Annotated in this window: 27 protein-coding genes and 1 pseudogene; 8 read left to right on the top strand and 20 right to left on the bottom strand. The window is 41.2% G+C overall.

What is annotated here, in order from left to right; genetic code table 11:
- Positions 1-33: 33 nt before the first annotated feature.
- The 15 genes from HA044_RS08200 to nox all read right to left on the bottom strand — a co-directional run bounded on the left by HA044_RS08200 (position 34) and on the right by nox (position 13,602).
- Positions 34-759, bottom strand: a complete 726-nt coding sequence (locus tag HA044_RS08200) for an alpha/beta fold hydrolase (protein WP_187540718.1) — start codon at positions 757-759, stop codon at positions 34-36.
- 124 nt (positions 760-883) lie between these two features.
- The gene (locus HA044_RS08195) at positions 884-1,447 is read right to left on the bottom strand and encodes an NAD glycohydrolase inhibitor (protein WP_187540717.1); all 564 of its coding nucleotides are present in this window, start codon (positions 1,445-1,447) and stop codon (positions 884-886) included.
- 150 nt (positions 1,448-1,597) lie between these two features.
- Positions 1,598-2,245: a DUF6572 domain-containing protein gene (locus HA044_RS08190; RefSeq protein WP_187540716.1), complete on the bottom strand. Its 648-nt coding sequence runs from the start codon at positions 2,243-2,245 to the stop codon at positions 1,598-1,600.
- 115 nt (positions 2,246-2,360) lie between these two features.
- Positions 2,361-3,236 (bottom strand): DUF4299 family protein, encoded by an 876-nt coding sequence (locus HA044_RS08185; protein WP_187540715.1) that lies wholly within the window; start codon positions 3,234-3,236, stop codon positions 2,361-2,363.
- Positions 3,233-3,700, bottom strand: a complete 468-nt coding sequence (locus HA044_RS08180) for a hypothetical protein (protein ID WP_187540714.1) — start codon at positions 3,698-3,700, stop codon at positions 3,233-3,235. Before HA044_RS08180 ends, HA044_RS08185 begins: the two co-directional genes overlap by 4 nt.
- 1 nt (position 3,701) lies before the next feature.
- Positions 3,702-3,926 (bottom strand): hypothetical protein, encoded by a 225-nt coding sequence (locus HA044_RS08175; protein ID WP_262407558.1) that lies wholly within the window; start codon positions 3,924-3,926, stop codon positions 3,702-3,704.
- Positions 3,926-4,432 (bottom strand): hypothetical protein, encoded by a 507-nt coding sequence (locus tag HA044_RS08170; protein WP_187540713.1) that lies wholly within the window; start codon positions 4,430-4,432, stop codon positions 3,926-3,928. Before HA044_RS08170 ends, HA044_RS08175 begins: the two co-directional genes overlap by 1 nt.
- 409 nt (positions 4,433-4,841) lie before the next feature.
- Positions 4,842-5,384, bottom strand: a complete 543-nt coding sequence (locus HA044_RS08165) for a hypothetical protein (protein ID WP_187540712.1) — start codon at positions 5,382-5,384, stop codon at positions 4,842-4,844.
- A gap of 421 nt (positions 5,385-5,805) precedes the next feature.
- Entirely contained in the window at positions 5,806-6,003 is a 198-nt protein-coding gene (locus HA044_RS08160; RefSeq protein ID WP_009731003.1) for a twin-arginine translocase TatA/TatE family subunit, read from the bottom strand.
- Positions 6,003-6,722: a twin-arginine translocase subunit TatC gene (tatC, locus tag HA044_RS08155; protein WP_187540711.1), complete on the bottom strand. Its 720-nt coding sequence runs from the start codon at positions 6,720-6,722 to the stop codon at positions 6,003-6,005. Before tatC ends, HA044_RS08160 begins: the two co-directional genes overlap by 1 nt.
- On the bottom strand, positions 6,709-8,394 hold the full coding sequence (locus HA044_RS08150; protein WP_187540710.1) for an FTR1 family protein: 1,686 nt from the start codon (positions 8,392-8,394) through the stop codon (positions 6,709-6,711). The genes tatC and HA044_RS08150 overlap by 14 nt, the downstream gene beginning before the upstream one ends.
- Positions 8,372-9,577: an iron uptake transporter deferrochelatase/peroxidase subunit gene (gene efeB / locus HA044_RS08145; RefSeq protein ID WP_187540709.1), complete on the bottom strand. Its 1,206-nt coding sequence runs from the start codon at positions 9,575-9,577 to the stop codon at positions 8,372-8,374. The genes HA044_RS08150 and efeB overlap by 23 nt, the downstream gene beginning before the upstream one ends.
- 5 nt (positions 9,578-9,582) lie before the next feature.
- Entirely contained in the window at positions 9,583-10,455 is an 873-nt protein-coding gene (gene efeO, locus HA044_RS08140) for an iron uptake system protein EfeO (protein ID WP_187540708.1), read from the bottom strand.
- Positions 10,456-10,567: 112 nt separating this feature from the next.
- Positions 10,568-12,112: a ClC family H(+)/Cl(-) exchange transporter gene (locus tag HA044_RS08135; protein ID WP_187540707.1), complete on the bottom strand. Its 1,545-nt coding sequence runs from the start codon at positions 12,110-12,112 to the stop codon at positions 10,568-10,570.
- Between the two features lie 113 nt (positions 12,113-12,225).
- On the bottom strand, positions 12,226-13,602 hold the full coding sequence (gene nox, locus HA044_RS08130; protein ID WP_187540706.1) for a H2O-forming NADH oxidase: 1,377 nt from the start codon (positions 13,600-13,602) through the stop codon (positions 12,226-12,228).
- A 224-nt stretch (positions 13,603-13,826) separates the two neighbouring features.
- Between nox and HA044_RS08125 the strand changes: the two genes are divergently transcribed.
- The 3 genes from HA044_RS08125 to HA044_RS08115 are packed head-to-tail and all read left to right on the top strand — an operon-like array spanning position 13,827 to position 16,642.
- Positions 13,827-14,750, top strand: coding sequence for an FAD:protein FMN transferase (locus HA044_RS08125; RefSeq protein WP_316250446.1), 924 nt, complete (start codon positions 13,827-13,829; stop codon positions 14,748-14,750).
- Between the two features lie 23 nt (positions 14,751-14,773).
- Positions 14,774-15,379, top strand: a complete 606-nt coding sequence (locus HA044_RS08120) for an NADPH-dependent FMN reductase (RefSeq protein WP_187540705.1) — start codon at positions 14,774-14,776, stop codon at positions 15,377-15,379.
- A gap of 18 nt (positions 15,380-15,397) precedes the next feature.
- The gene (locus tag HA044_RS08115) at positions 15,398-16,642 is read left to right on the top strand and encodes an NAD(P)H-dependent oxidoreductase (RefSeq protein WP_187540704.1); all 1,245 of its coding nucleotides are present in this window, start codon (positions 15,398-15,400) and stop codon (positions 16,640-16,642) included.
- Between the two features lie 36 nt (positions 16,643-16,678).
- Here the strand turns inward: HA044_RS08115 and HA044_RS08110 are convergent, their stop codons facing one another.
- The 4 genes from HA044_RS08110 to HA044_RS08095 form a co-directional block, all read right to left on the bottom strand.
- The gene (locus tag HA044_RS08110; protein ID WP_187540733.1) at positions 16,679-17,239 is read right to left on the bottom strand and encodes a TlpA disulfide reductase family protein; all 561 of its coding nucleotides are present in this window, start codon (positions 17,237-17,239) and stop codon (positions 16,679-16,681) included.
- 23 nt (positions 17,240-17,262) lie between these two features.
- Positions 17,263-17,970: a thiol-disulfide oxidoreductase-associated membrane protein CcdA2 gene (gene ccdA2, locus HA044_RS08105; RefSeq protein WP_187540703.1), complete on the bottom strand. Its 708-nt coding sequence runs from the start codon at positions 17,968-17,970 to the stop codon at positions 17,263-17,265.
- A 151-nt stretch (positions 17,971-18,121) separates the two neighbouring features.
- Positions 18,122-19,438: a branched-chain amino acid transport system II carrier protein gene (brnQ, locus tag HA044_RS08100; RefSeq protein WP_187540702.1), complete on the bottom strand. Its 1,317-nt coding sequence runs from the start codon at positions 19,436-19,438 to the stop codon at positions 18,122-18,124.
- A gap of 145 nt (positions 19,439-19,583) precedes the next feature.
- Complete coding sequence (locus HA044_RS08095; RefSeq protein WP_187540701.1) at positions 19,584-20,138, bottom strand: GNAT family N-acetyltransferase; 555 nt, start codon at positions 20,136-20,138, stop codon at positions 19,584-19,586.
- Positions 20,139-20,233: 95 nt separating this feature from the next.
- Between HA044_RS08095 and HA044_RS08090 the strand changes: the two genes are divergently transcribed.
- A complete protein-coding gene (locus tag HA044_RS08090) occupies positions 20,234-21,574 on the top strand; it encodes an MATE family efflux transporter (protein ID WP_187540700.1) in 1,341 nt (446 codons plus the stop codon).
- Between the two features lie 72 nt (positions 21,575-21,646).
- On the opposite strand, the gene HA044_RS08085 is transcribed toward HA044_RS08090, so the two are convergent.
- Positions 21,647-23,317, bottom strand: a complete 1,671-nt coding sequence (locus tag HA044_RS08085; protein ID WP_187540699.1) for a formate--tetrahydrofolate ligase — start codon at positions 23,315-23,317, stop codon at positions 21,647-21,649.
- A 239-nt stretch (positions 23,318-23,556) separates the two neighbouring features.
- Between HA044_RS08085 and HA044_RS08080 the strand changes: the two genes are divergently transcribed.
- The 4 genes and pseudogenes from HA044_RS08080 to HA044_RS08065 all read left to right on the top strand — a co-directional run.
- The gene (locus tag HA044_RS08080) at positions 23,557-24,234 is read left to right on the top strand and encodes a phosphopantothenate--cysteine ligase (protein WP_187540698.1); all 678 of its coding nucleotides are present in this window, start codon (positions 23,557-23,559) and stop codon (positions 24,232-24,234) included.
- A gap of 9 nt (positions 24,235-24,243) precedes the next feature.
- Complete coding sequence (coaC, locus tag HA044_RS08075) at positions 24,244-24,783, top strand: phosphopantothenoylcysteine decarboxylase (protein ID WP_187540697.1); 540 nt, start codon at positions 24,244-24,246, stop codon at positions 24,781-24,783.
- The gene (locus HA044_RS08070; protein ID WP_187540696.1) at positions 24,780-25,340 is read left to right on the top strand and encodes an ECF transporter S component; all 561 of its coding nucleotides are present in this window, start codon (positions 24,780-24,782) and stop codon (positions 25,338-25,340) included. The genes coaC and HA044_RS08070 overlap by 4 nt, the downstream gene beginning before the upstream one ends.
- A gap of 148 nt (positions 25,341-25,488) precedes the next feature.
- Positions 25,489-26,381, top strand: a pseudogene (locus tag HA044_RS08065) (phospho-sugar mutase); the annotation flags it as partial.

Below are 26,381 nucleotides of genomic sequence, written 5' to 3'. Positions count from 1 at the left end.
GCAATCCTTTAGATATATACACGGAAAGACAATTTATTTATGAACATTTTTAAGCCAAATGTTGATTTCACGCGCCACTCTTTTCGGGGCTTGGGTATATAGATCATGCCCCAAACCTTCCAGCAAGACTTGCTTGATCTTGGGGTCCAGCTGAGTTAAAGCTTCTTTTCGCCATTCAGGCTCTTCATGGTAGCGAGGCCCGATAAAGAGAACAGGCTTGTCCGCAACAGTAATCTTGTCAGCCTTGATGCTACGTCTCAAGCGCAATAAGGCCAAGACTTTTTCTAGATCCAGATTTAATTCATACCGTTCACTTACTGGATTCCAGCGATAGCTAGCCTCTACTGCTTTTCGCTCCATCAGAGTAGAATCTGCTTCATCACCAAGTTCTGCTAACACAGCTTCTTCTATAGTCGCAAAGACTTGCTGCTGCATGAAGGACGATGTGCCCTCTAGTTCTTCCTCCAGAGGCAGAATCTTTTCCATATCCAAGTAGCCCCCATCCAAGAGAATCAGAGACTGGGTCTGAGGGAACTCTGCAGCAAGATAACGAGCCAAATCTCCACCCAAGGAATGCCCCAATAAACAGATCCCCTCCGCCTGGCCAATCTGACCTTGAAACCAATCACGAAGATCTTTTTCTGTCTGAATCATTTCCCTGTAAGGATCTAAAAAGGTTACCGGAAAGCTGAGCTCATCGATAAGTGGCGCCAGATGGTAGCAATTGCCACCTAGGCCGCCAATAAAATAATACTTCATTGTTTTTTCCTAACTATAAAAATTCTGAAAATTATAAGTGATCCCGATGTTTTTCGTACCACAACTCTAGATGAATATCTGATACCTGTATTATACAAATACTTGCATCATCAATGCAATTTTTCTACACTTCAATCATTTTTACTATCTTTGTTGGACTGTGGTATTTTTCCTTGAATTCCTTAAGGATCTTCTCTACCTCTTCTTTGTCACACTGTCTGTATAATGGATTACGATCCAATACATTACACAAACCTTGATAGGTCCAAACACGTTTCTGTTCATCTGATAGGTTGGAAATGCTTTCTATGATATTTCTTATCAATTCATCCGTATCAATGACAAAAGGAAGATTAGAATATTCAGTTATATACCTATTTTGAATAGAAATATATTGAGTCACCTTCTTTAATCTCATTAAATCAATAGATAAGCTAAAATCTTTTAAGATATCAAAAGTTCTTTTTGCTATGTCCTTATCACCTTCTGCATACAGAGGAAATAAGCAATACTCCATCAATACGCCAATATCTGTACTGTCCACTTCATAAGAATCTCTTTGTCGAATACGATATCTTGCATTTGTGCCTAAAAATGCTTCTTCCTCTTTCCCTTCTTCCATCACATTACGATAAAAATTAATAAAAGATTGATAATCTTTAGGCTCTGGTAATTCATATATTTTCATTTATTTACTCCATTGATTAATTCTAAAAATTCCCTCAATTTGCTCAAATTTATTAGTGCCAGGCTCATAGACACGTGGATTTTTTATTTCATAATACCCTTGACGTTCAATCGCAGATAGGAAATTATCAAGAGAACGTTTCTGCTACCCTTATCGCTCCGGCAATTCCACCTTCAAGCTCATATCTGTAGGTTGCAATACCTTCTGAACAGCTGCGAGAAAGGCTAGTCCATTATCCGATGGAGAATATTGGAAGGTGATATGGATGATTTTTTTATCAAAGTTATCACCATATCGCTCCACATACTGCTTGCTTTCGAGGAAGTGAATATAATTGTTAATTTTTTCTTGCAGAATTTCCAGATGGACTGATTCTATCTCTTCCTCCCAGCCAACCGGATCCACCAGAAGAAGTTCTAAATGATTTTCAACTACACCAATTAAATCGAGTTCTGTTGGGTTTAGTTTTTCAGATATAGCCTTATATAACAATTCTTCAAATTCTTTATCAGAGAATAGCTCTTTAATAGATGACGGATTTACTAAAATACGAACAGGTGACGACCTAAAATAATTTTGTCTAGCTACATCCTTGCTTTTCTTTGTTACCCATTCTCCAGTCGCTAAGAATAGTTCTACCTCATAAGCATCCTGTTCTGACTTCAAAGCTTTATCTACCAACTCTTTACTAACTGGATAACTAACTTCTCTATCTTGCAAACCTCCTGTCATCCAGGACATCGTATAATTGCCATTTTCTTCAGTAATAATAAATCCATTTTCTTTTGTTTGTCGCATATAAGCTTATTCTTTCTTTATTTTTACCTCTAAACCTTATTGAGATAATTAGTTAGCTTCCCAACAAATTTAAGAGTCTAATCTACATTTTCAAAATAATCATTTTCTTAGAATGTTAGTTTTGTGATAACTTCTGCAACATTTCAGGCGAAATAGGGTCTACGAGAACGTATTTGGCATCCAACATATAAATGCCCTCGGTCAACGACTCTAAGAATTCCCGATAAGGAACTTCAGCGAGTTTTTCCCCATCAGCTGTCATAATGAATAATCGTGCTACTGCTACCTTACTTCCTCGATACTGTTGCAAATATTGAGGTTCTAGCTCTGGTTGAGCCGGCAAAATTGTTCGTCCTTCACTATTTAGATAATTGATAGGAATGATGATATCCTCACCATTTTGCTCTACTTTAAAAACTTGCTGCTCAGAGTAATAAGCATTTAGCTGTTGGGTAAAGCGCAAGCGCTGGTCATAACTATTTAAGAGTTGATCATCCGGCACATGGACAATCTGCCCTAGGTAGAGTTCATTAATGTAAATAGGACGTTTCACTCCCATAATTTCCACGATAGGATGAACTTTTACTTCCTTAGTCAATTCTGAAAGAGCTGATAAGAAAATATCTGTGAAATGAAAATCAAGAATGGAATCTTTATCATAGTCCACGCCATCATTTTCACACACACTTACATCTAAGAGAACCAGCAATGTTTTCAAGAACATCAATGCCCCAGTCCAGTCAGAAGCGGTCGCCAAGTCTGGAACAGATACTTGATAGGCTTGACCATCAAAAGATAGACGGAACCCTAAACTAGATTTCTCTTTGACCCCAAACTGAACAGAATGGAAATCCGAAATAAGAGAGTCTGCAGATGGCTTTAATCCTGCATCCTTAGCGGAAACGCTGTAACATTCAAAAAGTTCTGCTTGAAGCACCTCACCAATCCTTAGTGGTTGGTTGCTTTTTATTGTAAAATTAACTGATTTCATATTTTTCTCCTTCGATCTACTGGCAAATCCTTTCTGCGACGTAGAATGGTTACTTCGCTGATAGGGATTTTCCCTGATGCATACATGGTCTGGCCATATTTATCATCCATCAATACCGCATCATCAGCTAAATTGTTTTCAATTAGAAATTCTTTATTAAAAACTAAGAGTCGCACATAAGCATCGGGTGCTGTAAAATCATCATCTCCATGTTTGTGACCAGCAATTGTAAATTCATGATCTTTATACAAAACGCGATCATAAACCGAATACCTCTGACTAACCTCACTATAAGGCACAAGCTTCCCGTATACGCCTTCTCCGGCATCGTCTACATAAAAACTATAGGGAACGTAACCTTCTTCTAACATTGCTGGATCTTTTGAAAGAAGGATATAGTCATTTATATAATTCACAAAATTAGAGTATACTTTGTTTTGATAAACGAGAAATTCTTTACGCATACTAACCCTCCACTTGTTTTATACTTTCGCTTGAAATTTCAAATTCGGTCATCCGATCATGATCACTCACGATAACACCATTGAAAAATAGAACCAGATAAAGCACTATCGGTACAATTAAGAATAGCCTCAATTGGACAAAATAAGCAAATAATAACATTGGAAGAATGAAAACGAGAAATAACATTCCATAACCCAAGCCTTTTTGAAATATTCGTTTCTTCATTACCAAAAATCCACTCCTTCTTTCGTTACTTTTAATGGGGTCAGTGTTTTAACTCTACCAATATACTTTAAATCCGCCTTTTTCCCTTTTAAAAAGGCTTTTAATTTCATTTTCCTAAACACAGCAACAAAAATAAATGAGACGGTCACCGCAAAAGCCAAAGATAGTAAATGTACCATGCCTTGAAGATAGTTTGTCGCTTTAATCGTAGGGCCTAACCATAATTGATACGGAGTAAGTAAACGAATGAGTGCAGCGATCACAACAGTTGCTCCAAGGTATGATAGACCTTTCCTACTTCTCACGTTTTGGCTATGTGTATGTTTGCTAAATGAATAGTTTGTTTGATAAATGGCAAAGGATCTCTTTGTAGAAAAGCTGCAATTCCTTTTCACTAAGTATTCTTGATTTTGGTCTGTCACAATCAAATACCATCCTTTTTGAAGCGTTTGGTCATTTAAGGAGATATTGTAGACACGACCATTAATTTTTTGTTTACGAACCATGAAAACAACCTTTCGAAGCTATTAAACTTAGATCTACTATTTTTAACATTCATTAATCCTTATTTTATGACAATTATTGAAAAACCTATAACAAGACCCATTCAATCTGTCATAAATTTTTAACAAGTTTCTTGCGCTTATACACATTATTTGACAAACAGATAGAAAGTACAAACAAGAAAACAGAATAGATCAGCAATCTAATCAAGGGGAGAGATAGTAATGTGATACCCACTGTATAGAGTTGCTGATTTTTGGAAGGCCTTTTTGAAATGGAGAAATAAAGTTATTTATCCTCTAAGTCATAATAAACCCATTTGTTCTTATACAAAACTAAACTAACTAGATATCTATTTGGGTTACTTCTTTTACTCATATTCTTTGCCATTTAATTGATGAATGATCCTTGCTATTTCATGTAATCCGTATTGATATATTTTTCAAAACGAAATCGTTTTGTAAAAAATCCATTCGTATAAAGTAGATAAAAAGAAAAAATCACATAGTCCATCACTAGTAACAAGAAGATGCTAGGAGTTGAAAGATATAAATGCATTGAAATGAAAAACATACCAATAAATAAGATGATAAGTAAAACGATGGTTTTGTTATATTTTTTTACTTGCTTTCGAAATTCCTCATACTCATCTTTGGTCAATTCAACCTTTTCAAATTCTGTATTCAAATATAGCCGTTTATTAAAAACAATCGCAGCAATAATCGAAAGAACAAAGGACACTAATAAGAGATAAATACTTAGGACCTCGTTAGATTCAATACTTTTAAATAGACCAAATCCTAGAATATGGTAACCAATGATAGACGACAAAAATATTTTTGACGAAGACGCCTTATGAGCAACTGACTTTTTCAAATCGTCAGTAGATAAATCGATATAATAGGTATCTTCTTTATAATCTCCTAAACAAAGTAAAGATTTGTAATCATGCATAATTCTTCTCCTTCTTATCTACATCCTTTGTATATTACTCAGTCAGCCCTACACAACTAAACCGTAAATCTATTCCCTACTATCATACCGAAATACAGTTTGAAGATCAAGTTTGTCACTAGCTCGGGGAATCAGATACACAAAAAGAGCCCACAGGGTCTCTATCTGAATAAACAGGATACAAAAAAATCCACTCACTTGTTGTGAAATGGATTGTTTCTTCATTAACGGTTCAACAAAAAATTGAACAATTTTTCGACAATTTTTACGACCAACCAGCATAAGAATCCGATATAGCCAAAATAGAAAATGAGTGACAAAATCGTAATAATCATGGTTTCCTCCTTCATCGATTGCAAGTCCTTGTCTTATTATACCTTTTTATGCAAACGAACTCAATAGAATTTTGAAAATTGTCTGATTATTCTTTTTCTTTCTTATCTTCTTTTGCGTCTTGATCGGCTTCTTCACTACCTTTATTGACAGCTGTCTTAAATTCAGCAAACATTTTGCCGATGGACTGGCCCAACTCAGGCAGGCGTTTTGGTCCAAAAATCAAGAGGGCACCCAAGATGATGATGATCAAACCTGGTGCTCCAATATCACGTAAAATTCCCATTAGTTTCTCCTTTTTCTCGAATAGATGACTTTACTGATGCCGACACTTACTTCAAATAAGAGGATCAAAGGGAGCGTCATGGCCAAGTCACTGATAAAGTCTGCAGGGGTTAGCACGACGGCTAAGACCAGCAGGACAAAGTAAGCGTAACGACGATAGGTGATTAAAAACTGTGGTGTCAAAAGCCCAATTGAGGTCAGAAAAGCGACCAAAACTGGTAACTCGAATAAAACTCCTAAAGGCAAGGTGGTGTCCCATAAGAAGGTTAAATAATTTTGCGCCGTCAATTGGGTATCAAACAGTCCTTCTCCCAAGCGCATCAAGACCTCTAAAATCGCAGGGCTGACAAAGAAATAACCAAATGCGAGCCCCAGCACAAAGCAAATAAAGCTAGCTGGAATGTAGGCAAAGACTGCACGCGCCTCCTTCTCCCTTAAAGCCGGTCTCACAAATTGCCAAATCTGGTAGACAATAAAGGGCAGTGTCAGACTAAAAGCTGTAAGATTAGCCAGCGATACATAGATCCAGAGGATATCATTTGGCCCTAGTACCAGCAGTTTTTGATGGAGGCTAGCGGTCAAGATCTGGTAGAGTTCTCCTGCAAAAACAAAGGCTACGATGAAGACGATAATATAACACAAAACCACTGCGATCAATCGTTTTCGAAATTCGACCAAGTGCTCGACAATGGTCATTTTATCTGCTCTAGTCTTTGCCATCTTGTCTCACCGTGATAAGAGCGATCATAGCCACAAAGAGTAGTTGAGGAAGAAGAACTTCCCAGCTTGGATAGATCCCTGCCCAATCGATGGTTGGAAGTCCATTGACCAAATGACTCGGTAGGATATTGGTCAACTGTAGGGCGTGGATGCTGACACCGAGCATTTTGAATGCCAAGGCGTAAATCAACCACGTCAGAATGAAAAAGATTCTATGAGGTTGGATGGCTTGACTGGCCTTGGTCATCGCCACTGCAATGATAATGAGAACGGCTATGGCAAGCCCTATTCCCAGTATGAAATGAGCGGTTGTAATCCGTGGAATGATTCCAACATAGAAGAGAATGGTCTCAGCCCCTTCACGAAAGACTGCTAAGAAACTGAGGGCAAACATAGAAACAAAACTTCCTGTAGCCGTTACCGTCTTCATCTGACGGTCCATAAAGGCATTCCACTGTTTGACAGAGGACTTGCTGTGGAGCCAAATTCCAATGAGGATCATCATGACCACAGCGAAAATCCCAACGCCACCTTCAATGATTTCCCGGTTAGACCCCGAAGTCACAGCTGGAAAAGCTACTTGTAAAACAAGAGCGATCGCTGCACTGGCAAGGACACCCGCAAGAGCTCCACCGTAGACCCATTTGAGGCCTTTCCTCATCTTAGCAGCCTTAAGGGTCGTCACAAGGGCCATGACGATCAGAAGCGCTTCTACTCCTTCACGCAGAAGAATCAACATAGCATCAAAAGCGTTGTAAGAAGCTGTCGTATCAATCGCAGACAGGTCCCTGATCAAGACTTGTAATTTCTCTTGATAGGTCTTTTCTTTCCCCTTAACCATAATGACCGGGGATTCACTCTCTACGCGCGTGTAGAGACTTGGATTGGTCGTGCTGACATCCCCCTCAATGGTTGGCCAGATGGTAATAAACTGCTTCATAGTTGCTGCAGCAGACTTTTCATCCCCAGCTTGGAATTGGCTTTGCGCCTTCTCCAAAAGCTTGATCCCATCTTTCAGTGTCAAATCCGTACTGGCACTGCTAATCGCTTCTCCTTTTACAAAGGCATCAATCCCATTTTTGAGGTCATCATAGGAGGACTGGATGCTGGTGAAGTCAGTAGGCTCTGTTTCAATGCTACTACGTAAGAGCGAAATGGCTGTCTCGATTTTGCCATAGTAGGCTGTGCTGTGATCCCTTACCACCGCTTCGTTTCGTGTCCAGGTATTATTGAGATCTGCATAGGTTTGACGGGTTTTATCCAGATCCTTAGCTGTAATGGCATCTTGTAAGTTCTTAAAATAAGGAGCGAGGCGACTCACGAGTTTGTCTTTTTCTGCTTCTAAATCGATCGGATTTTGCTCTTTTTCAAAAGCTAGCAAGGTTGATGAGATCTTGGTGAGATCCTCTTTGGTTACCTCCCCTTTTATAGTTAGAGCTTGGCTAACTTTTTTTCCTGCCTTGGACTCATGGTGGTCCTTGGTTTCAAAATCAGCTTGAATCTCAGCGATCAATTCCTTGGCCTTATTCTGGTTCTTATTTTCTACAGCGGTTGTTGCGTCTGTGATCTTGATAAAGAGATCGCTATAAGATTCCGCAGCCACTGGATAAGTCCAGAACAAGGCAAGAAGGCCTAACAAGATCAAGAGTTTATTCAAAGAGTGCTTGACCAAGGTAGCCTCCTTTCTCTACGCCTGCAAAGCAAGCAAAGAGTCCACTTCCAATATGGGTGATGTACTCGTTCATTTTATCGACTGCACCTAAATTGGTTTGGATTTTAACAAAACTGTTTGGATCTTTTTGAAAAGCGATAAAAATCAAGCCTGCATCAAATTGCCCCGTTCTCTCATCGATGCCATCCGAATAGGAATAAGACCGCCGTAAAATAGGGAGATTTAGCTCTTTTGCCAAGCGGACATGTGAATCGACTGGTAGTTTAGATAAGTCTACTTCATCAAATTCGTTGGTTTTCCCAAATGGAGCACCGGACTCTTTGTAGCGGCCAAAAGTATTTTCCTGCTCCTGCAAATTGGTCCGGTCCCAAGTTTCTAAGTGCATTTGGACTAGACGAAGAGCCATGTAGGAACCGCCCTTCATCCAGTCCTTACTGTCAGTCCAGACGACCTTATCAAAGTCCTTCTCAGTCGTGACATTTGCTGTTCCATCCTTGAAACCAAAGAGGTTGCGCGGTGTTTCTTTTCGGTCACCAATCGCCGCAAAACCGGACTTGCTCCACTTCATAGTGATGGTATTGCGACCTTTGCGGATGAGATTTCGGACCGCGTGAAAGGCGACTTGCCCATCGTCGGCACAGGCCTGAATGACGATATCGCCACCAGTGTATTTGTCCTGCAACTGCTCCTTTGGAAATGGAGGCAAATCACGAAAGAGCTTGGGACGTTTAGATTCCAAACCTAATTTCTTGAGAAAACTAGCAGAGACACCAAATGTCAAGCTCAAGCGATAGGGGTTCAGTCCGACCGTCTCCCCTGTATCTTTTGGTGGTAAGAAACCATTGGCACCATTTTTTTGAACCAACTGCCCTTCGACTAATTTACTACTATAATCGGTCCAGTCTTTAAAGAGCTGGATGACTTCTTTTTTGTCCGTCGTGTGAAGATCTAATACCACCAAGTAGCAAGCCTTCTGCATGGCCGTCGTAATCCCTGCTTGGTGCTTGCCATAAAAGGAGATGTCTTCATCCCCGTCATAAGCTTTTTTACTGGAACTGTCTTGATTAGCGAAAAAAGCAGATGCACCAGAGAGACCCAGCGCTAGACCAGCCCCTCCAATACCTGCTTTTTTAAGAAATTCACGACGGTCCATTTTTTTATCTAAAAATTTTTCGTCAGCCATTTTTCTTATTTCCCATCTAAAATCACACCCATTTGAGACAAAGGTTCCCCAAGTTTGGTCACCGCTTCTGCCAATTCTTTAGTATCGTCCTTGGTCAAATCTGTGTAAGACTTATAATTTGAATCATCGGTCATGTACTTATCCAACAAAGCATTGACATGTTTGAATTCTGCTTCCAAGGTTTTAACCAACTTGGCATCTTTTTTCTCAATCAAAGGTTTAAAGAGAGAGAAGATCTTTTCAGCCCCTTCAATATTGGCGCGGAAGTCATACAGATCTGTATGAGAGAATACTTCCTCTTCACCTGTAATCTTTTGCGTTGCCACTTCATTAAGCAGGTCTACCGCCCCAGTTAGCATCACATCAGGAGTCACATCAACGGTTGCGATCTTAGCTTTCAACTCCTTGATATCGTTCACCAGTTGGTCTGCATATTTGTCTGTGCCATCTGTGGTATTGTTTTCCCAAAGGATACGCTCAATCCGGTGGAAGCCAGACCAGCCGTCTTCTGATTTCTTTTCATCCACATAGTCCACCAAACGGTAGTCGATCTTCACATCAGACTCTCCGAAGGTTTCAGCAATCGGTTCTGAGCGTTCGTAGGTCATGCGGATCAATGGGTATTGCTTTTTCGCTTCTTCCAAATTTCCAGATTTTAATGTATCACGGAAACTTTCAGAATCCTTGAGCAATTGGTCAATTTGCATTTGGACAAAGTCTTTGTATTCAGCTGTCGCATTATCCAAGGTCTTCTGGTCAGCTTTTGACAACTTCACTGTTGAGCTGGTTTGCGTCTTCTGACTGGACTGCTTGCCAGTAGAGTTCGCACACCCTGCTAAAAGTGCAACACTCAATAAGAGTAGACTATATTTTTTCATGAAAAGTTTCTCCTTGTTCAATCTCGATCTTATTTTACCAGAACTTTTCTCATTTTTCAATAATTGTCTGAAAATTTAATAATAGAAAATAAACGCGGAGAAATGACTTTATTTACAATAGGAGATCCTTGACCCGTCCGATTTCAGATTCTTTTACGACCACAAAAATACTATCTCCTAGGTACAAGCGGGTTGCGCCATTCACAGTATAACTCTTTCCACTACGCATTTGCGCGGTGATCAAGATATCATGTGGCAACTCAAGTTCATGAACTTGCTTGCCAGCAATTTTTTCAGAGACCGGAATTTCAATGATAGTCAAGTCTCCTTCTTCTGACGCTTTATCTGGCAGTAATTGCTCCAGCATGGCTTCATAAACGGGCGCACCATGGAGAAGATCCATGATCATGTAGGCGAGCAAGGTGACCATACCCAGTGGCATCAGGCTACGAATATCCCCCACCATCTCTGTTACAAGAATCATGGCTGTCAGTGGAGCTTTTGAAATAGCCCCAAAATACCCACTCATCCCCAGGATAATAAAGAGGGGCAATTGATTAGAGCTGATAAACCCAATGTCTTGAAGAAAAGTTCCAACAATGGCTCCTAAAAGAGAACCCAAAGCAAGAATCGGTAAGAAAATCCCACCCGGAAGGCCACTACCATAACTCAGCATACTCCAGATAAATCGAAGAACAAAATAAAACACGATGGTCAATACAGGATAAGGTAAGCGAGCCAAATCAATCACCAATTGATTTCCTCCACCAAGAATTTGTGGTAGAAAGTAGCCTATCGGAAGAATGAAGAGGAAGGCAAATAAAGAAGAGTAATGCGAAGGGACATGAAAGAGCTGTTCGAGTAGGCGGTAAAAACGTCCAATATTGAGGACCACTACTTCATAAACATACCCTGCTGCCCCTAAAAAGACTCCGAGAAAGAGATAAATCCAATATTGAGACAGATGGAGGGGCGGAATATTTTGTGGCATGTGAAGGACAGGAGTTTGGCCAAACACATTTAGAGAAATGAAATTTGCGGTCAGGCTTGCTGCCAGAGTCGTAATCCAAAAGAAGCGGGAAAAATGATGGTAGACTTCTTCTACGACAAATAAGAGTCCAGCAATAGGGGCATTAAAGGCTGCGGCAAGTCCTGCAGCGGCACCACTCGCAATCAAGGAACGCTCCTCAACGGGACTAAGTTTTAAACGACGAGCGATACCTTTTCCTCCCATGGCTCCTAATTGAATACTGGGTCCTTCACGTCCTAAAAGCAGTCCACTACCAATGGCCAAGACGCCTAGAATGTACTTCTTCCACAAGGTATCCCACCAGCTGACAGCAAGCAAACCCTTGAGTTCTGCTTCTACTTGTGGAATCCCAGACCCTTTGATATCTTTATTGGTACGAATCAGACGACCAGCCAGAAGGACAATCAAGCCATACCCCAGCACCATCATCAGAAGATAAAAAGGTTGAGAAGGCATAGCTTTGTACAGACCTTGCACCAGATGAAAAATATGTTCAATCAAAAAGCGAAAACTCGAGACAGTACAGCCCACAATGATTCCAACAAGAACTCCTCGAACAACATGCGCTACAATTGAGCTAGAGGCAAATTGAAATTCATTTTTGATAGCTTCTTCTTTTACGGACATTCCTAAACTCCTTCAATGCATTCTCCTATTATTATACCCTATTTTACAAGCTCTGAATACATGCGAGGGGATAAAAAAACAAAACCAGCCTTGCTAGTTTTGTTCTTTCGTCATTATTCAGCAGATAAAGCTGCCATAGTGATGTAGTTATATGGTTTGTTGAAGTGTGGCAAGAAGAACAAGTCCGTCAAAGCCAATTTATCAATCGTCACGTGTTCTTGAATTGCAAGTGAGAACATGTGGATGGCCATTGAGATGGCGCTATCACGTGATACCATTTGAGCTCCAAGGATGTGGCGAGTGTCTCTATCGTAGACAATCTTAATACCTACTTCATAGTTATCATGTTTGATAAATTCTGGTTTTTGAAGGTCGTTGAAGCCTGTTTCAGTGGCATTGAAGCCGGCAGCTTTTGCTTTTTCAAGCGTCAAACCAGTTGAAACCATGTGAAGGCCGTAGATAGAGATCCCATTAGAACCTTGAACACCGATTCCTTCCAATTCATGACCAGTCGCATTGTAGGCACCAACAATACCTGAACGAACCGCATTAGATGCAAGTGCGATGTAGCTCATTTCACCACGTGCATTGTCATAGATAGTCGCACAGTCACCAACTGCATAGACACCTGGAAGTGACGTTTCTTGTTTCTTATCGACAAGGAAGGCACCGTTGCGGAAGAGTTCAATCTTACCATCTGCAAGAGCTGTATTTGGACGGAAACCAACAGCCAAGATGACCATATCTACATCGAAAGTTTCTTTATCGGTTACAAGACGTTCTACCTTACCATCTCCTTCAACTGCTTGAACAGTTTGTCCAAGTGCCAAACGGATATTATGGTCTTCCAAGTTTTTCGCCATGATGTCTGTGAAGTCTTTGTCGTAGTATCCGTTCAAGACAGTGTCCACGATATCCACCAAGACAACGTCTTTGCCAAGACGTTCGAAAGCTTCAGCAAGCTCCACACCGATATAGCCACCACCAACAACGGCGATGCGGTTCAAGTGTTTGCTGTTATCTTTCAATTTTTCGATGACTTCTTCAGCGTTTTGGTACAATTTAACAAATTGAAGATTTTCAAGAGTTGCTTTGAATTCGCGGTTACCAGGAACGATTTCTACTCCTTTGATCGGAGGAATGATCGGTGTAGAACCAGTCGCAAAGATTAATTTTTCATAAGATTCTTTGTGTTCTTTACCGTCAACTTCTGCTGTCACTACTTTGTTGTCATAGTCAATTGAAAGAACAGGAGAGTTCATGTAGACTTTTGCACCTTTTGCTTCCAATTTTTCTTTGTCAGAGTAGAAGAGACCTTCTGGACCATCGATTTGTTCACCGATCCAAAGTGCCATCCCGCACCCAAGGAACGAAATGTTTGAGTTTTGGTCAAAAACTACAATTTCATTTTCATTTCCAAAATTATCTAACATAGTGTTGATACAAGCTGTTCCGGCATGGTTCGCCCCTACAACAACGATTTTACTCATAGAATAAATCCTACCTTTAATTTAATTTACCTCTTGAGTATATCATAATAATGGTATCGTTTACAATCTTTTTGCTCAAAATTTGTGATCTTTTTTTCAAGCTTTCTGAAAAAGAGCATTCACATCCTTCAATAATTGTCAAATAATTTGCTTGAAAGGATTGTGAAAACGGTATCTTTCTGATATACTGTAAGTAAGTGAAAATTGGAAAGGATAGATTTTTAGTGGAACTAAGCAGTCGATCCGAACGTTTGATGGGGACCACCATCACCGTTTCGATCTTTCACCCACAGGCGGAGCAGATCCTAGCCCAATGCTTTGAACAGCTTCGTTTATACGAACACCGTTTTAGTGCAAATGATGCGACTTCTGAACTCATGGAGGTCAACCACCAAGCAGGTATAGCCCCTGTTTCGGTTCATCCAGACTTGTTTGAACTCATTGCCCTAGGGACCCAGCATAGTCAGGCTACAAACAGCCACTTAAACATTGCGATCGGGCCTTTGGTGCAAACTTGGCGGATTGGTTTTTCAGATGCCAAACGGCCTTCCCAAGAGGAGATCGACCAAGCCTTAAACAAGATTGATCCCAAGCAAATTCAACTGGACACAGAAAACCAGGCAGTTTTTCTAAAGCGTCCAGGGATGAAAATTGACCTTGGTGCTCTAGCTAAGGGCTATAGTGCGGATTTAATTGCTACATTTCTAAAAAGCCAAGGAGTCGAGGATGCCTTGATCGATCTAGGAGGCAATATCCTTACAGTCGGTCAACACCCCCTCAAGCAGCAACCCTGGCGGATTGGCATTCAAAATCCAGTAGAAAAACGTGGCCAACACCTTTTAATCCTTTCGGTCAAAGATAAGTCTGTGGTCACTTCTGGCATTTATGAGCGTCATTTAGAAGTTGATGGACAGTCGTTTCATCATATCTTTGATAGCACGACGGGCTATCCAGTTGAAACAGACTTAGCCAGCATTACCATCCTCTCTGATCGATCGGTCGACGGAGAAATTTGGACGACGCGGCTGTTCGGCGAAGCACCTGCTTCCATTCTCAACATTGTTGAATCACTTCCTGGAATCGATGCTATTTTGGTATCGCAATCAGGTAAAATCGCCTACACGAGTGGGCTTCCATCATATCTATAACTTGCTATCAGAAAGGAATTTCCATGATAAAACTCATTGCGATTGTGGGGACTAACTCCAAGCGTTCTACAAACCGTCAACTACTCGAATACATGCAAAAACATTTTGCAGACAAGGCAAAGATTGAATTGGTCGAAATCAAAGACATCCCAGTCTTTAACAAACCAGCCGACAAACAAGTGCCTGAAGCTGTTTTGGACATTGTTGCTAAAATTGAGGCTGCAGATGGTGTCATCATAGGAACTCCCGAATACGACCACTCCATTCCAGCTGTCTTAATGAGTGCACTGGCTTGGCTCTCTTACGGGGTTTACCCATTGTTAAACAAACCTGTTATGATCACCGGCGCTTCCTACGGGACCTTAGGTTCTTCTCGCGCCCAACTTCAATTGCGCCAAATCTTAAACGCACCTGAAATTAAGGCAACCGTTTTACCAGACGAATTCTTGCTCTCTCACTCCTTGCAAGCCTTCGACAAAAATGGTGACTTGGTCGATTTGGATGTGATTCAAAAATTGGATGCCATCTTCGATGATTTCCGCGTATTTGTGAAGATTACTGAAAAATTGCGCAATGCTCAAGAGTTACTTCGCAAGGATGCCGAAGAATTTGACTGGGAAAACTTGTAAGATAGGAGACAAAAAAGGATGAAATTTGTTGGACTTGTAGGATCAAACTACGATCAATCATATAACCGAAAACTCTTGGAATTCATTCGCCGCCAATTTAAGATCAAATTTGAATTGGAATTGCTAGAAATTGACGAAGTACCAATGTTTAACCAAGATGAAAAATGGGACGAAAGTTTCCAATTACGTCTTTTATATAACAAAATCACTCGTGCAGATGGTGTCATCATTGCCACTCCAGAGCACAACCATACGATCTCTGCTGCTCTTAAATCTGTTCTTGAATGGCTATCTTTCGAGGTGCATCCATTTGAAAACAAACCAGTTATGATCGTCGGTGCTTCTTATTACGATCAAGGAACATCACGTGCTCAGGTTCATCTCCGCAAGATCTTGGATGCTCCAGGCGTCAATGCCTACACCCTTCCGGGTAACGAATTCCTTCTTGGCAAAGCCAAGGAAGCTTTTGATGATCAAGGAAATATCATCAACGAAGGAACGGTGAAATTCCTTGAAACCTGCTTGGATAACTTTATTAAATACGTAGAGGTTGTATCAAAATTGAAAAAACCAAAACCAATTGAACCAGAAGACTTGGATTGCGGAAAACCAATCGCGACGACTGTTACAGAAGTTGATCCGGACGATCCAGATTGGGTTGAAAAGGTAGCTGAAATTACCGGTGCTGTATCTGGCGATACGTATGTCAAACTAGATCACGGTATCCTGACTGTCAATCAAATCGACATGTTCTTGAAGGCCATGCCATTTGAGTTGACCTATGCCGATGATAATAACCAATTCCTTTACTACAACAATACCCATCAGGACCCTGATACCATGTTTGCCAAACGGGTTCCACCTCAATCTGGTAGCCGGATGTCAACTGTTCACGGATCCCTTCCACCAGCTCGTATGAAGAACGTTGAGTGGGTGATCGGTACCCTCCGTAACGGAAACCAAGAATATGTGCGTACCATTGTCCCAGGCTCACCTGAAGGGGTCATCAATACTCACAACTACCAAGCTATGTATTATGAAGATGGTTCTTACGCTGGTATCAATGAGATTGTCTTCAACTTCAAACCATGGTTAGACTGGTACCTGCAAACGACCGGTCAACGCCTTGTAGGCGGTAGTGGACCATTTGCTCCTGCTGGTGGTCATGGTGGTGCAGATGCAACTTCTGGTGCTTCTGATGCTGGAGGACATGGTGACGGAGGCCACGGAGATGCTGATGCCACTTCTGGTGCAAGCAACTAAGAAACTAAAAAAAATGAAGCTTCGTGCTTCATTTTTTTATTGTAACTCTTTGATAATCTTCTTAGCATCTTCGTTTGAAATAGCCCCTAATTGTACATGTCCAATTTTCCCATGACTGTCTATAAAGACTTCTGTAGGAATGGAGCGAACCTGATAATCTGCAAATGCAGAACCATCTGGATTGTATAAGACAGGCACTGACTTGTAATCTTGTTGATCAAACCATTTGACGAATTCTTCTTCAGTTTTTTCACCTTGGAGTCCTGGTGCCATAATGGTCAGAATCTCAAAGTCTCTATCCGTATCCTTGACCAATTTCTCTAATTCGGGCATACTTTGCCGGCAAGGACCACACCAGGTTGCCCAAAATTTCAAATAAACCTTCTTCCCTTTGTAGTCTGAAAGTTTGACCGTATTCCCCTTCATATCCTTTAGCTCAAAGCCACTGGCGTCTTTTCCCACCAAAGGATTCTTATTCGTTGTTGTATTCATTGTCGGCTGATTGCTCATACTACTCTCACTAGATTGATTCATGGAACAAGCGGCCAGCAAAGTTAGAGAAAGTACTGAGAAACAAGCGTATTTAATACCTTTCATCATGTGTTAAACCTCCGATCATTTTATGAAAAGATAGATGACAAACTGTTCAATTGTCCCAAGAGTAAGAGAATTCCCATCAGAATAATGATGGCTCCTCCGATTTTCTTCAGCAACAACAAATGGGGTTTGAGACGATTAAAGTAAGGAAGGACCAGACTAGATGCTAAGGCCAAAAGTAAGAAGGGAAGGGCCATTCCCAATGTATAAACAAAGAGATAAACAGCTCCCATAAGAGCATCCTGCCCATCTGATGCTGCTAAAGCAAGAACTGATCCCAATACCGGACCGATACAAGGGGTCCAACCAAAACTAAATCCAAGGCCAAGGAGAAATGCTGAAAACAACTCATTCTTCTGTTTGTTGGCTCCAAAATCTACTGATTTTTGCTTTTCAAGAAAATGAAAGTGAAAAACTTCCATCTGATGAAGACCAAGTCCAATGATAAGGGCTCCCATCAGGTAACGGAACCAATTGGTGTACATAATCTTTCCAAGCAAGCCCGCTCCAAAACCAATGAGGAGGAAAATAACAGAAATACCAGCAATAAAACAAAGGGTTTTCAGCAAGCCATGCCAGCGAAATCTTTTTCCGAACAATCGAATAGCCTTTTCCTGATCACTTCCTAGCAAGATCCCAATATATACCGGTAGCAAAGGAAAGACACAGGGAGAAAAGAAAGACAGAATACCCGCTAGAAAAACTGTCAGTGAAAAAAATAGTTGATTCATAGGCAACTCCGTATATTGATATGCTACATTTAGTATAGCATTGACTGACCTAAAATAAAAATTTCCGCTACGTTTTTTTACTAAAATTTGGAATTGGATACTAGTTTCAAAAAAACTCTAAGGCACAAAACCTTAGAGCTTCTATCATGACTTATTCTTCTGCAGTTTGTTTATTGGGTAATACAAACGATAAAAGAATCCCTATGACTACTGGCACCAACCATGGAAGAGATTGAGCTGCAAAAGGCAGTAAAGCAATTCCCTTTTCTAATAGAGAAATTTTAAAGGTACTTGCCAGAACACTGGCAACAGAGACCAAGCTGGCCAAAAAAATCGTCAATTGCATCCCTGGTTTTGAAAGGGCTACAAATTTATTCACAATGACAATCAATACAATTGTAATGGTGATTGGATAGAGGATCATCAAAACAGGCACTGAATAGGCAATAATGGCGCTCAAGCCAAGATTGGCAATGGAGAATCCAATCAAGGTAAAGAGAGTTGCATAGACCTTGTAAGAAATTTTAGGGAAAGTGTTATGGAAGAACTCCCCTGTTGAAACGATCAAACCGGCTGTTGTGGTAAAGCAAGTCACTGTCACCATCCCTGCAAGGAAGATTTGGGCAACTGGGCCAAAGATAGCCTTGGTTGCTTCTGAGAGGACATAAACACCCTTATTGGCATCGGAAGCCATCACTTCTGCTGGAATAGGGAAGTGATTTCCAAGATAACCCAATCCGATGTATAAAACACTAAAGCCAATGACTACAACAATGCCAACAATCCAGATCGTTTTAATGTATTCTTTTTTACTGGTGAAACCAAGTTGATTAAGAGTAGTCACTGCGATGACGCTAAAGGCTACTGAGGCCAGGGCATCCAAGGTGTTATACCCTTCAAGGAAACCTTGCCCAAAGGCAGATACTTGGTAGGCATCTGTTGCCACTTGAGGTGCGTGTCCGCTGTACTTGAGAGCACCAAGGACAACGAGTACAACGATCAAGATAGCAAAGACAGGTGTTAAAATCCGACCAATACTATCTAGGATTTTAGAAGGATACAAGGCAATCAAATAGGCCAAACAGAAATAAATCAAGGTAAAAATGAAGAGACCAAGTCCTCCATTGGCATTTCCTAACAAGGGGGCGATCCCAACTTCGTAGGAAACAGTTGCTGTTCTTGGAATCGCAAAGAAGGGACCAATAGACAGATACAAGGCTACCAGATAAACGATGGCAAACCAAGGAGCAATTTTTCGTGAAATCTCATGGATATACCCTTTAGGATTGAGCGTCCCAATAATCAGGGTGATAATCGCAATCCCTACTCCTGATAAGACAAATCCAGCAATAGCTGGCCAAAATTGATGTCCAGACAATGCTCCTAGAGCTGGTGGAAAAATTAAGTTTCCAGCACCAAAAAAAATACCAAATAGTAATAAACCTGTCAGGGAACCTTTACGTAACATGTATTCTCCTTAAAAAGTAATAAGTTTTACTTTATCAAAATTATGGAACCGATGCAACTAATGTGCATACTTCTTGAGACACTCACATTAAAATTAAATAAAAAATGGAGATTCTAGTTTTACGTAGCGATTCTCCATCTTTTTTCTAATGATCACTAAAGCGCCGGTATTTAATACGAAAGTCAAAGTAATTCTCATCCTGTAGCTTTCGGAAAATATCCCGATAAGCCTCTTCATCGAAATGATCGCCACGATAAAGAATTTCAAAGCTGAGACCATCGTATTCTAAGAATGCATTGGCCGTTTTGAAGCCATTTCGATGATAGAAGTCCATTCGAGCCTTTCGTTGCTCTAGATTGTCACATTCTTCATCCAAACGCTCGACCTCTAACAGCATGGTCCGTTCATAAAATTCGACCAGTTTGTCAATGATCTCCTTACCATAACCATGACTACGTAAATGTGGCATGATAGCGAAAAAACTGACATAAAAAGCCTTGGCGTTTGAAATTGCAAATGCAAATCCAACGAATTCCTCCTCATTGTAAAAAGCAAAGAAGTGCGCATCTTCATTGTGAGTGTAGCGCAGGTATTCATCCAAGGGAATTCGTTCTTCTTCGGGGAAAGCTTCGATATTTAAGCGTTCGACCTTGTCTAAATCCGGAAAATCCGAAGTGATCAACTGACTTGTTAAGCTCATAAAGCCTCCATTTCTACCCTGATTATACCAAAAAATGTAAGGGCATTCAAGAATCAAGGCTTGTAGCTGATAGACAAAGTTGATATAATGACACTATGAAAAGAATTCAACGTGTGGACCTAATTCACGGTCCGATTTTGCCTGCTATTTTGAGGTTTGCCTTTCCAATTCTTCTATCCAATATTTTCCAGCAGCTCTACAATGCTTCAGACGTCATGATTGTCGGCCATTTTTTAGGCTCCAAATCCTTGGCAGCTGTGGGGTCTACTGCTGCAATTTTTGATTTGATCATTGGCTTTGCTCTTGGTGTGGGAAACGGAATGGGAATCATCATTGCCCGTAATTACGGGGCCAATCGCTTGGATCAATTACGAAAGTCAGTCGCAGCTACAGCTGTGATTGGAGGAGGTTTAAGCTTAGTGGTCATGCTTCTTGGTTATTTTGGACTCTATCCCTTGCTTGAGTTTTTAGGAACCCCTTCTAGTATTATTGGGCAAGCCTATCTCTATATTTCAACCATCGTCAACTGCGTGGCAGTCACCTTTGCCTACAACCTTTGTGCAGGACTTCTGCGCGCTGTGGGCGATAGCTTAGCAGCTCTATATTTTTTGATGGTCGCGGCGGTTTTAAATATTTTTCTTGACCTCTACTTTATCACCCAACTTCATTGGGGCGTCCAGTCAGCAGGGATTGCGACCATCATCGCTCAGGGCATTTCGGCCCTTCTTTGTCTCCTCTATATTCGTAAGAAGGTCCCTTTTCTGCTTCCACATCGCAAAGATTTTATTTGGGACAAGGAGCTTTATCAGGATTTACTAAGTCAGGGCCTTGCCATGGGCCTCATGACTTCCATCGTTTCGATCGGAACGGTGATCCTCCAATCCGCTATTAATCAGCTTGGGACAACCATTATCAGTGCCCAGGTCGCAGCCCGTCGCATCATGTCCTTTGCCGTTTTACCGATTACAGCGATTGCCTCAAGTATCACAACCTTTATCTCGCAGAATTTTGGAGCAGAGCAATTCCAGCGGATCAAAAAAGGCATTACCATTACCAACCTTCTTTCTTGGGGTTGGTCTGTCTTAGTTGCTGCTCTTCTATTCTTTACAAGTCCGTCTTTAACCAGCTTTATTTCTGGCTCGTCAAATCCAGATCTCATTGCAAATGCTAGTCTATACCTTCAGATCAGCTCTTGTTTTTACCCTATTTTAGCGAGTCTCATTATCCTGAGAAATGCCCTACAGGGTATGGGCAAAAAGTTGACCCCTCTCACATCTAGTTTCATTGAATTGTTTGGTAAAATTTTCTTCGTTGTTTTTATTATTCCGTACACCGGCTACATGGGGGTTATCTTCTGTGAGCCCCTTATTTGGATCCCTATGACTTTGCAGCTCATCGTAACCTATCGAAAGATCAGGTACCAACTCCTTGCCTAATAACAATTTTTTAAACAAGAACAAAACAACTTCCGCTCAATTGAACAGAAGTTGTTTTTTGATAGATAGCTATTAGAACAAACCAACCGCAGTTCCGTCAGCCGCCACATTCATATTTAAAGCAGCTGGACGTTTTGGAAGTCCTGGCATGGTCATCACATCACCTGTAAGAGCAACGATAAAGCCTGCACCGAGTTTTGGTACCACTTCACGAATGGTAATTTCAAAGTTCTCAGGAGCTCCCAAAGCATTTGGGTTGTCTGAGAAACTGTACTGAGTTTTAGCCATACAAATTGGAAGTTTATCCCAACCATTTTTGACGATTTGAGCAATTTGGGTCTTAGCTTTCTTCTCAAAGTTCACCTTGACTCCGCGATAGATTTCAGTAACGATGGTTTCAATTTTTTCTTCCACAGAAAGGTTGTTGTCATAGAGACGTGTAAAGTTTGCTGGACTTGTTTCAATGGTCTTGACCAGTGTTTCAGCAAGGTCTACCCCGCCATCGGCACCATTGGCCCATACACTAGCCAACTCAACTGGCACGTCGATTTCAGCACACAATTCTTTCAGGGCAGCAATTTCTGCTTCTGTATCAGTGACAAATTCGTTGATGGCCACTACAGCAGGAATACCGAACTTGCGAATATTTTCCACGTGACGTTTCAAGTTAGCAAATCCAGCTCGTACTGCTTCTACATTTTCTTCTGTCAAAGCATCTTTGGCTACACCACCGTTCATCTTAAGGGCACGAAGTGTCGCTACGATCACTACTGCATCTGGTGAAGTAGGTAAGTTTGGAGTTTTAATGTCCAAGAATTTTTCAGCACCAAGGTCAGCACCAAATCCTGCTTCTGTAATCGTATAGTCAGCTAAATGAAGAGCTGTTGTCGTTGCTAATACAGAGTTACATCCATGGGCAATATTGGCAAATGGACCCCCGTGAACAAAGGCAGGAGTTCCATAGATGGTCTGAACCAAGTTTGGCTTGATCGCATCTTTCAATAGTAAGGCAAGGGCGCCCTCTACTTCCAAGTCACGGACATAGACTGGCGTGCGATCATAGCGGTAACCGATAACGATATTGGCCAAGCGACGTTTCAAGTCTTCGATATCTGTTGCCAAGCAAAGAATGGCCATAATTTCAGAAGCAACGGTAATATCAAATCCATCCTCCCGCGGGATCCCATTTAGGGGGCTTCCAAGACCGACTGTCACATGGCGAAGGGCACGGTCATTCAAATCCACAACCCGTTTCCAGATAATGCGACGTTGGTCAATTCCTAGTTCATTTCCTTGATGCAAATGATTGTCAATCAAAGCTGCAAGGGCATTATTAGCCGTTGTAATGGCATGCATATCCCCTGTGAAATGAAGGTTAATATCTTCCATTGGAAGAACTTGGGCATAGCCACCTCCAGCAGCTCCTCCCTTGATCCCCATAACCGGACCTAAGGAAGGTTCGCGAATGGCAATCATGGTTTTCTTGCCGATTTTATTCAAAGCATCCGCTAAACCGATGGTAATAGTTGATTTTCCTTCACCAGCTGGGGTTGGGTTGATAGCAGTCACCAAAATGAGCTTCCCTACAGGATTTTTCTCAACTTCACGAATCTTATCAAAACTTAATTTCGCCTTGTATTTCCCGTACAATTCCAAATCGTCACTATCCAAACCGATTTTTTCAACGACGTCCACAATTGGTTTTAATTCAATACTTTGAGCAATCTCGATATCTGTTTTCATTAGGGGATACTCCTCTTTATTTGATACCTCCATTATACCTAAAATTCGCGAAAATAACATTCTTTTTATAAATTTTGAATTTTTTGTTCGCTTTTTATTGATTAGTCCTTCTAAATGTACCACTTAATACAAGGAGCACCTAACTATTTTGATAGCGACAAAGGGGCTTTTTTCCATCTTAATATCCAAAAGGCTGTTCAAATCTTTACTTACGTATCCTTTTTGTGTAAAATAGGCGTATGCATATTTTAATCACATCTGGCGGGACCAGTGAAGCCATTGATAGCGTTCGTTCGATCACCAATCATTCCACCGGGAGCCTAGGGAAAATCCTTGCAGAAATAGCTCTTGCAAAGGGACATCAGGTGACCTTGATCACTACGCCTACTGCTCTGAAACCTGCACCTCATCCAGATCTTCGAATCTCGTTGATCAGGAATGTTGAAGAGCTTCTTGCTCAAATGAAACAGGACGTTCCGCAACATCAGGTCTTGATCCACGCTATGGCCGTTTCAGACTACACACCGGTTTACATGACAGGACTTGATGAAGCAGCAAAAGCGCGAGATCTATCGACCTTTCTCCACCAAGAAAATCAGGAGACCAAGATTTCTTCAAAAGATGACTACCAGGTTCTCTTTTTAAAGAAAACACCAAAGATCATCTCCCTCGTAAAAGAATGGAATCCTGCTATTCAACTGATTGGTTTTAAACTCTTGGTTGCAGTTTCTGCTGAAGAGTTGATTCAAGTGGCGCGTGAGAGTCTGGTGAAGAACCATGCCAGCATGATCGTTGCAAATGATCTTAGACAGATCCAAAATGGTCAGCATCAAGCTTATTTAGTGACGAGTGATCAGGTTCTACAGGCTTCTACCAAATCTGAAATTGCAGAAATGGTCTTAGATTCAATCGAGTAAAGGAAATTTATGACACAGATCACCTTAGCTGTTACCGGCAGTATCTCTGCCTATAAAGCAGCAGATATTACTAGTCAATTGACCAAATTAGGCCTTGAGGTCAAGGTCTTGATGACACCTGCTGCCCAAAAATTTATCACCCCTTTGACCTTACAAGTTCTTTCAAAACATCCAGTTGGACTAGATGTTTTGCTGGAGGACGATCCTAAAAGGATCGAACACATCGACATCGGAAAAGAGACCGATCTTTTTTTGATCGCCCCTGCCAGCGCCAATACTATTGCCAAATTGGCCATTGGACTTGCAGATAATATGGTCACAAGCACAGCTCTAGCTTTGCCTCAAACCACTAAAAAATTACTAGCTCCCGCTATGAATACCAAAATGTTAGAACATCCCGCTACCCAACGAAATCTAAAACTCTTACAAGACTATGGTTACCAGATTATCCAACCTCGTGATGCTGTTCTTGCTTGTGGGGACAAAGGTTCTGGAGCTCTAGCGTCTGTAGAAACTATTGTAGAAGCTGTTAAGGAGAATTGTTTATGAGAAAGTCATCTTCTATTTCGCGAATCGCCATCTTTTTTGCGGTAATGATCACCATTCACTTTGTGACTTCTTTAGTTTTGCAGTTCGTACCATCCGGTATCCAGCCGACCTTGGTTCATATTCCTGTCGTGATCGCCTCTATCATATATGGTCCACGAACTGGAGCTATCTTAGGACTCCTCATGGGACTCTTTAGCGTGACCATGAACACCGTGGTCTTGACTCCTGCAAGCTACCTCTTTAGTCCCTTTGTCCCACACGGAAACCTCTACTCTCTTGTTATTGCTCTCATTCCGCGGATCCTGATCGGTGTGACACCTTACTTTGTCTACAAATTCTTACGCAATCGCGCAGGACTTGTCACAGCTGCCGTCGTTGGCTCCATGACCAATACCGTCTTTGTCTTAAGCGGTATTTACTTCTTCTTCGGAGCTAGCTTTAGCGGAGGAATCCAACACTTTCTTGCTTTGATTGTATCGACCAACTCTTTGATTGAAGTCATAGCGACAGTTCTTTTAACCTCAGCAATTGTTCCATCTTTGGAAAAACTAAAATAAATCTAAATGGTTAAGGCCGCTTTGCCTTAGCCATTTTATATTGGAAAAATTCCAAGACTGTAAATTTGAAGGCTTTTACATTTGAAGCTAGAAATTTGTGAAAAAATTTGCTATAATGAAAGCGTTTAAAAAGATTAAGGAGAATGCTATGTCTTATCAAGAAAACTACCAAAAATGGCTCGATTTTGCTTCATTACCAGCTTACCTTCGGGATGAGTTGGTCGCAATGGATGAAAAAACCAAAGAAGATGCCTTCTATACCAACCTAGAGTTCGGTACAGCTGGTATGCGTGGCTATATTGGGGCTGGTACTAACCGGATTAATATCTATGTGGTTCGTCAAGCAACTGAAGGCTTGGCCCAATTGATCGACTCTAAAGGCGAGGAAGCAAAGAAACGCGGTGTTGCCATTGCTTACGATAGCCGCCATTTCTCTCCTGAGTTTGCTTTTGAATCTGCTCAAGTATTGGCTGCACACGGCATCAAATCTTACGTATTTGAAAGCCTTCGTCCAACACCTGAATTGTCATTTGCTGTTCGTCATCTTCACACATTTGCTGGGATCATGGTGACCGCTAGCCACAATCCTGCTCCATTTAATGGTTACAAGGTTTACGGCGAAGACGGTGGACAAATGCCACCAGCAGATGCGGATGCATTGACAGATTACATCCGTGCGATTGAAAATCCTTTCACTGTGCAATTGGCCGACCTTGAAGAAAGCAAAGCTAACGGCTTGATTGAAGTTATTGGTGAAAACGTCGACGCTGAATATTTGAAAGAAGTGAAAGGCGTTAACATCAACCAAGACTTGATCAATGAATACGGTCGTGACATGAAGATTGTTTACACCCCTCTTCATGGTACAGGTGAAATGTTAGCTCGTCGTGCCCTTGCACAAGCAGGATTTGAAGCAGTTCAAGTGGTTGAAGCACAGGCTGTACCAGACCCAGACTTCTCTACTGTTAAATCTCCAAACCCTGAAAACCAAGAAGCTTTCGCCCTTTCTGAAGAACTTGGACGCAAAGTGGATGCAGACGT

The organism is Streptococcus sp. IMAU 99161, from assembly GCF_014435245.1.
GTDB lineage: Bacteria > Bacillota > Bacilli > Lactobacillales > Streptococcaceae > Streptococcus > Streptococcus lactarius.
This window is presented reverse-complemented; position numbering and strand designations above follow the sequence as displayed.

What these genes read in the sequence shown, in the direction of transcription:
- HA044_RS08200 (WP_187540718.1), bottom strand. Translation starts at nt 759, where the DNA reads ATGAAGTATTATTTTATTGGCGGCCTAGGTGGCAATTGCTACCATCTG.
- HA044_RS08195 (WP_187540717.1), bottom strand. Translation starts at nt 1,447, where the DNA reads ATGAAAATATATGAATTACCAGAGCCTAAAGATTATCAATCTTTTATT.
- HA044_RS08190 (WP_187540716.1), bottom strand. Translation starts at nt 2,245, where the DNA reads ATGCGACAAACAAAAGAAAATGGATTTATTATTACTGAAGAAAATGGC.
- HA044_RS08185 (WP_187540715.1), bottom strand. Translation starts at nt 3,236, where the DNA reads ATGAAATCAGTTAATTTTACAATAAAAAGCAACCAACCACTAAGGATT.
- HA044_RS08180 (WP_187540714.1), bottom strand. Translation starts at nt 3,700, where the DNA reads ATGCGTAAAGAATTTCTCGTTTATCAAAACAAAGTATACTCTAATTTT.
- HA044_RS08175 (WP_262407558.1), bottom strand. Translation starts at nt 3,926, where the DNA reads ATGAAGAAACGAATATTTCAAAAAGGCTTGGGTTATGGAATGTTATTT.
- HA044_RS08170 (WP_187540713.1), bottom strand. Translation starts at nt 4,432, where the DNA reads ATGGTTCGTAAACAAAAAATTAATGGTCGTGTCTACAATATCTCCTTA.
- HA044_RS08165 (WP_187540712.1), bottom strand. Translation starts at nt 5,384, where the DNA reads ATGCATGATTACAAATCTTTACTTTGTTTAGGAGATTATAAAGAAGAT.
- HA044_RS08160 (WP_009731003.1), bottom strand. Translation starts at nt 6,003, where the DNA reads ATGGGAATTTTACGTGATATTGGAGCACCAGGTTTGATCATCATCATC.
- tatC (WP_187540711.1), bottom strand. Translation starts at nt 6,722, where the DNA reads ATGGCAAAGACTAGAGCAGATAAAATGACCATTGTCGAGCACTTGGTC.
- efeB (WP_187540709.1), bottom strand. Translation starts at nt 9,577, where the DNA reads ATGGCTGACGAAAAATTTTTAGATAAAAAAATGGACCGTCGTGAATTT.
- efeO (WP_187540708.1), bottom strand. Translation starts at nt 10,455, where the DNA reads ATGAAAAAATATAGTCTACTCTTATTGAGTGTTGCACTTTTAGCAGGG.
- HA044_RS08135 (WP_187540707.1), bottom strand. Translation starts at nt 12,112, where the DNA reads ATGTCCGTAAAAGAAGAAGCTATCAAAAATGAATTTCAATTTGCCTCT.
- nox (WP_187540706.1), bottom strand. Translation starts at nt 13,602, where the DNA reads ATGAGTAAAATCGTTGTTGTAGGGGCGAACCATGCCGGAACAGCTTGT.
- HA044_RS08120 (WP_187540705.1), top strand. Translation starts at nt 14,774, where the DNA reads ATGATAAAACTCATTGCGATTGTGGGGACTAACTCCAAGCGTTCTACA.
- HA044_RS08115 (WP_187540704.1), top strand. Translation starts at nt 15,398, where the DNA reads ATGAAATTTGTTGGACTTGTAGGATCAAACTACGATCAATCATATAAC.
- HA044_RS08110 (WP_187540733.1), bottom strand. Translation starts at nt 17,239, where the DNA reads ATGAAAGGTATTAAATACGCTTGTTTCTCAGTACTTTCTCTAACTTTG.
- ccdA2 (WP_187540703.1), bottom strand. Translation starts at nt 17,970, where the DNA reads ATGAATCAACTATTTTTTTCACTGACAGTTTTTCTAGCGGGTATTCTG.
- brnQ (WP_187540702.1), bottom strand. Translation starts at nt 19,438, where the DNA reads ATGTTACGTAAAGGTTCCCTGACAGGTTTATTACTATTTGGTATTTTT.
- HA044_RS08095 (WP_187540701.1), bottom strand. Translation starts at nt 20,138, where the DNA reads ATGAGCTTAACAAGTCAGTTGATCACTTCGGATTTTCCGGATTTAGAC.
- HA044_RS08090 (WP_187540700.1), top strand. Translation starts at nt 20,234, where the DNA reads ATGAAAAGAATTCAACGTGTGGACCTAATTCACGGTCCGATTTTGCCT.
- HA044_RS08085 (WP_187540699.1), bottom strand. Translation starts at nt 23,317, where the DNA reads ATGAAAACAGATATCGAGATTGCTCAAAGTATTGAATTAAAACCAATT.
- HA044_RS08080 (WP_187540698.1), top strand. Translation starts at nt 23,557, where the DNA reads ATGCATATTTTAATCACATCTGGCGGGACCAGTGAAGCCATTGATAGC.
- coaC (WP_187540697.1), top strand. Translation starts at nt 24,244, where the DNA reads ATGACACAGATCACCTTAGCTGTTACCGGCAGTATCTCTGCCTATAAA.
- HA044_RS08070 (WP_187540696.1), top strand. Translation starts at nt 24,780, where the DNA reads ATGAGAAAGTCATCTTCTATTTCGCGAATCGCCATCTTTTTTGCGGTA.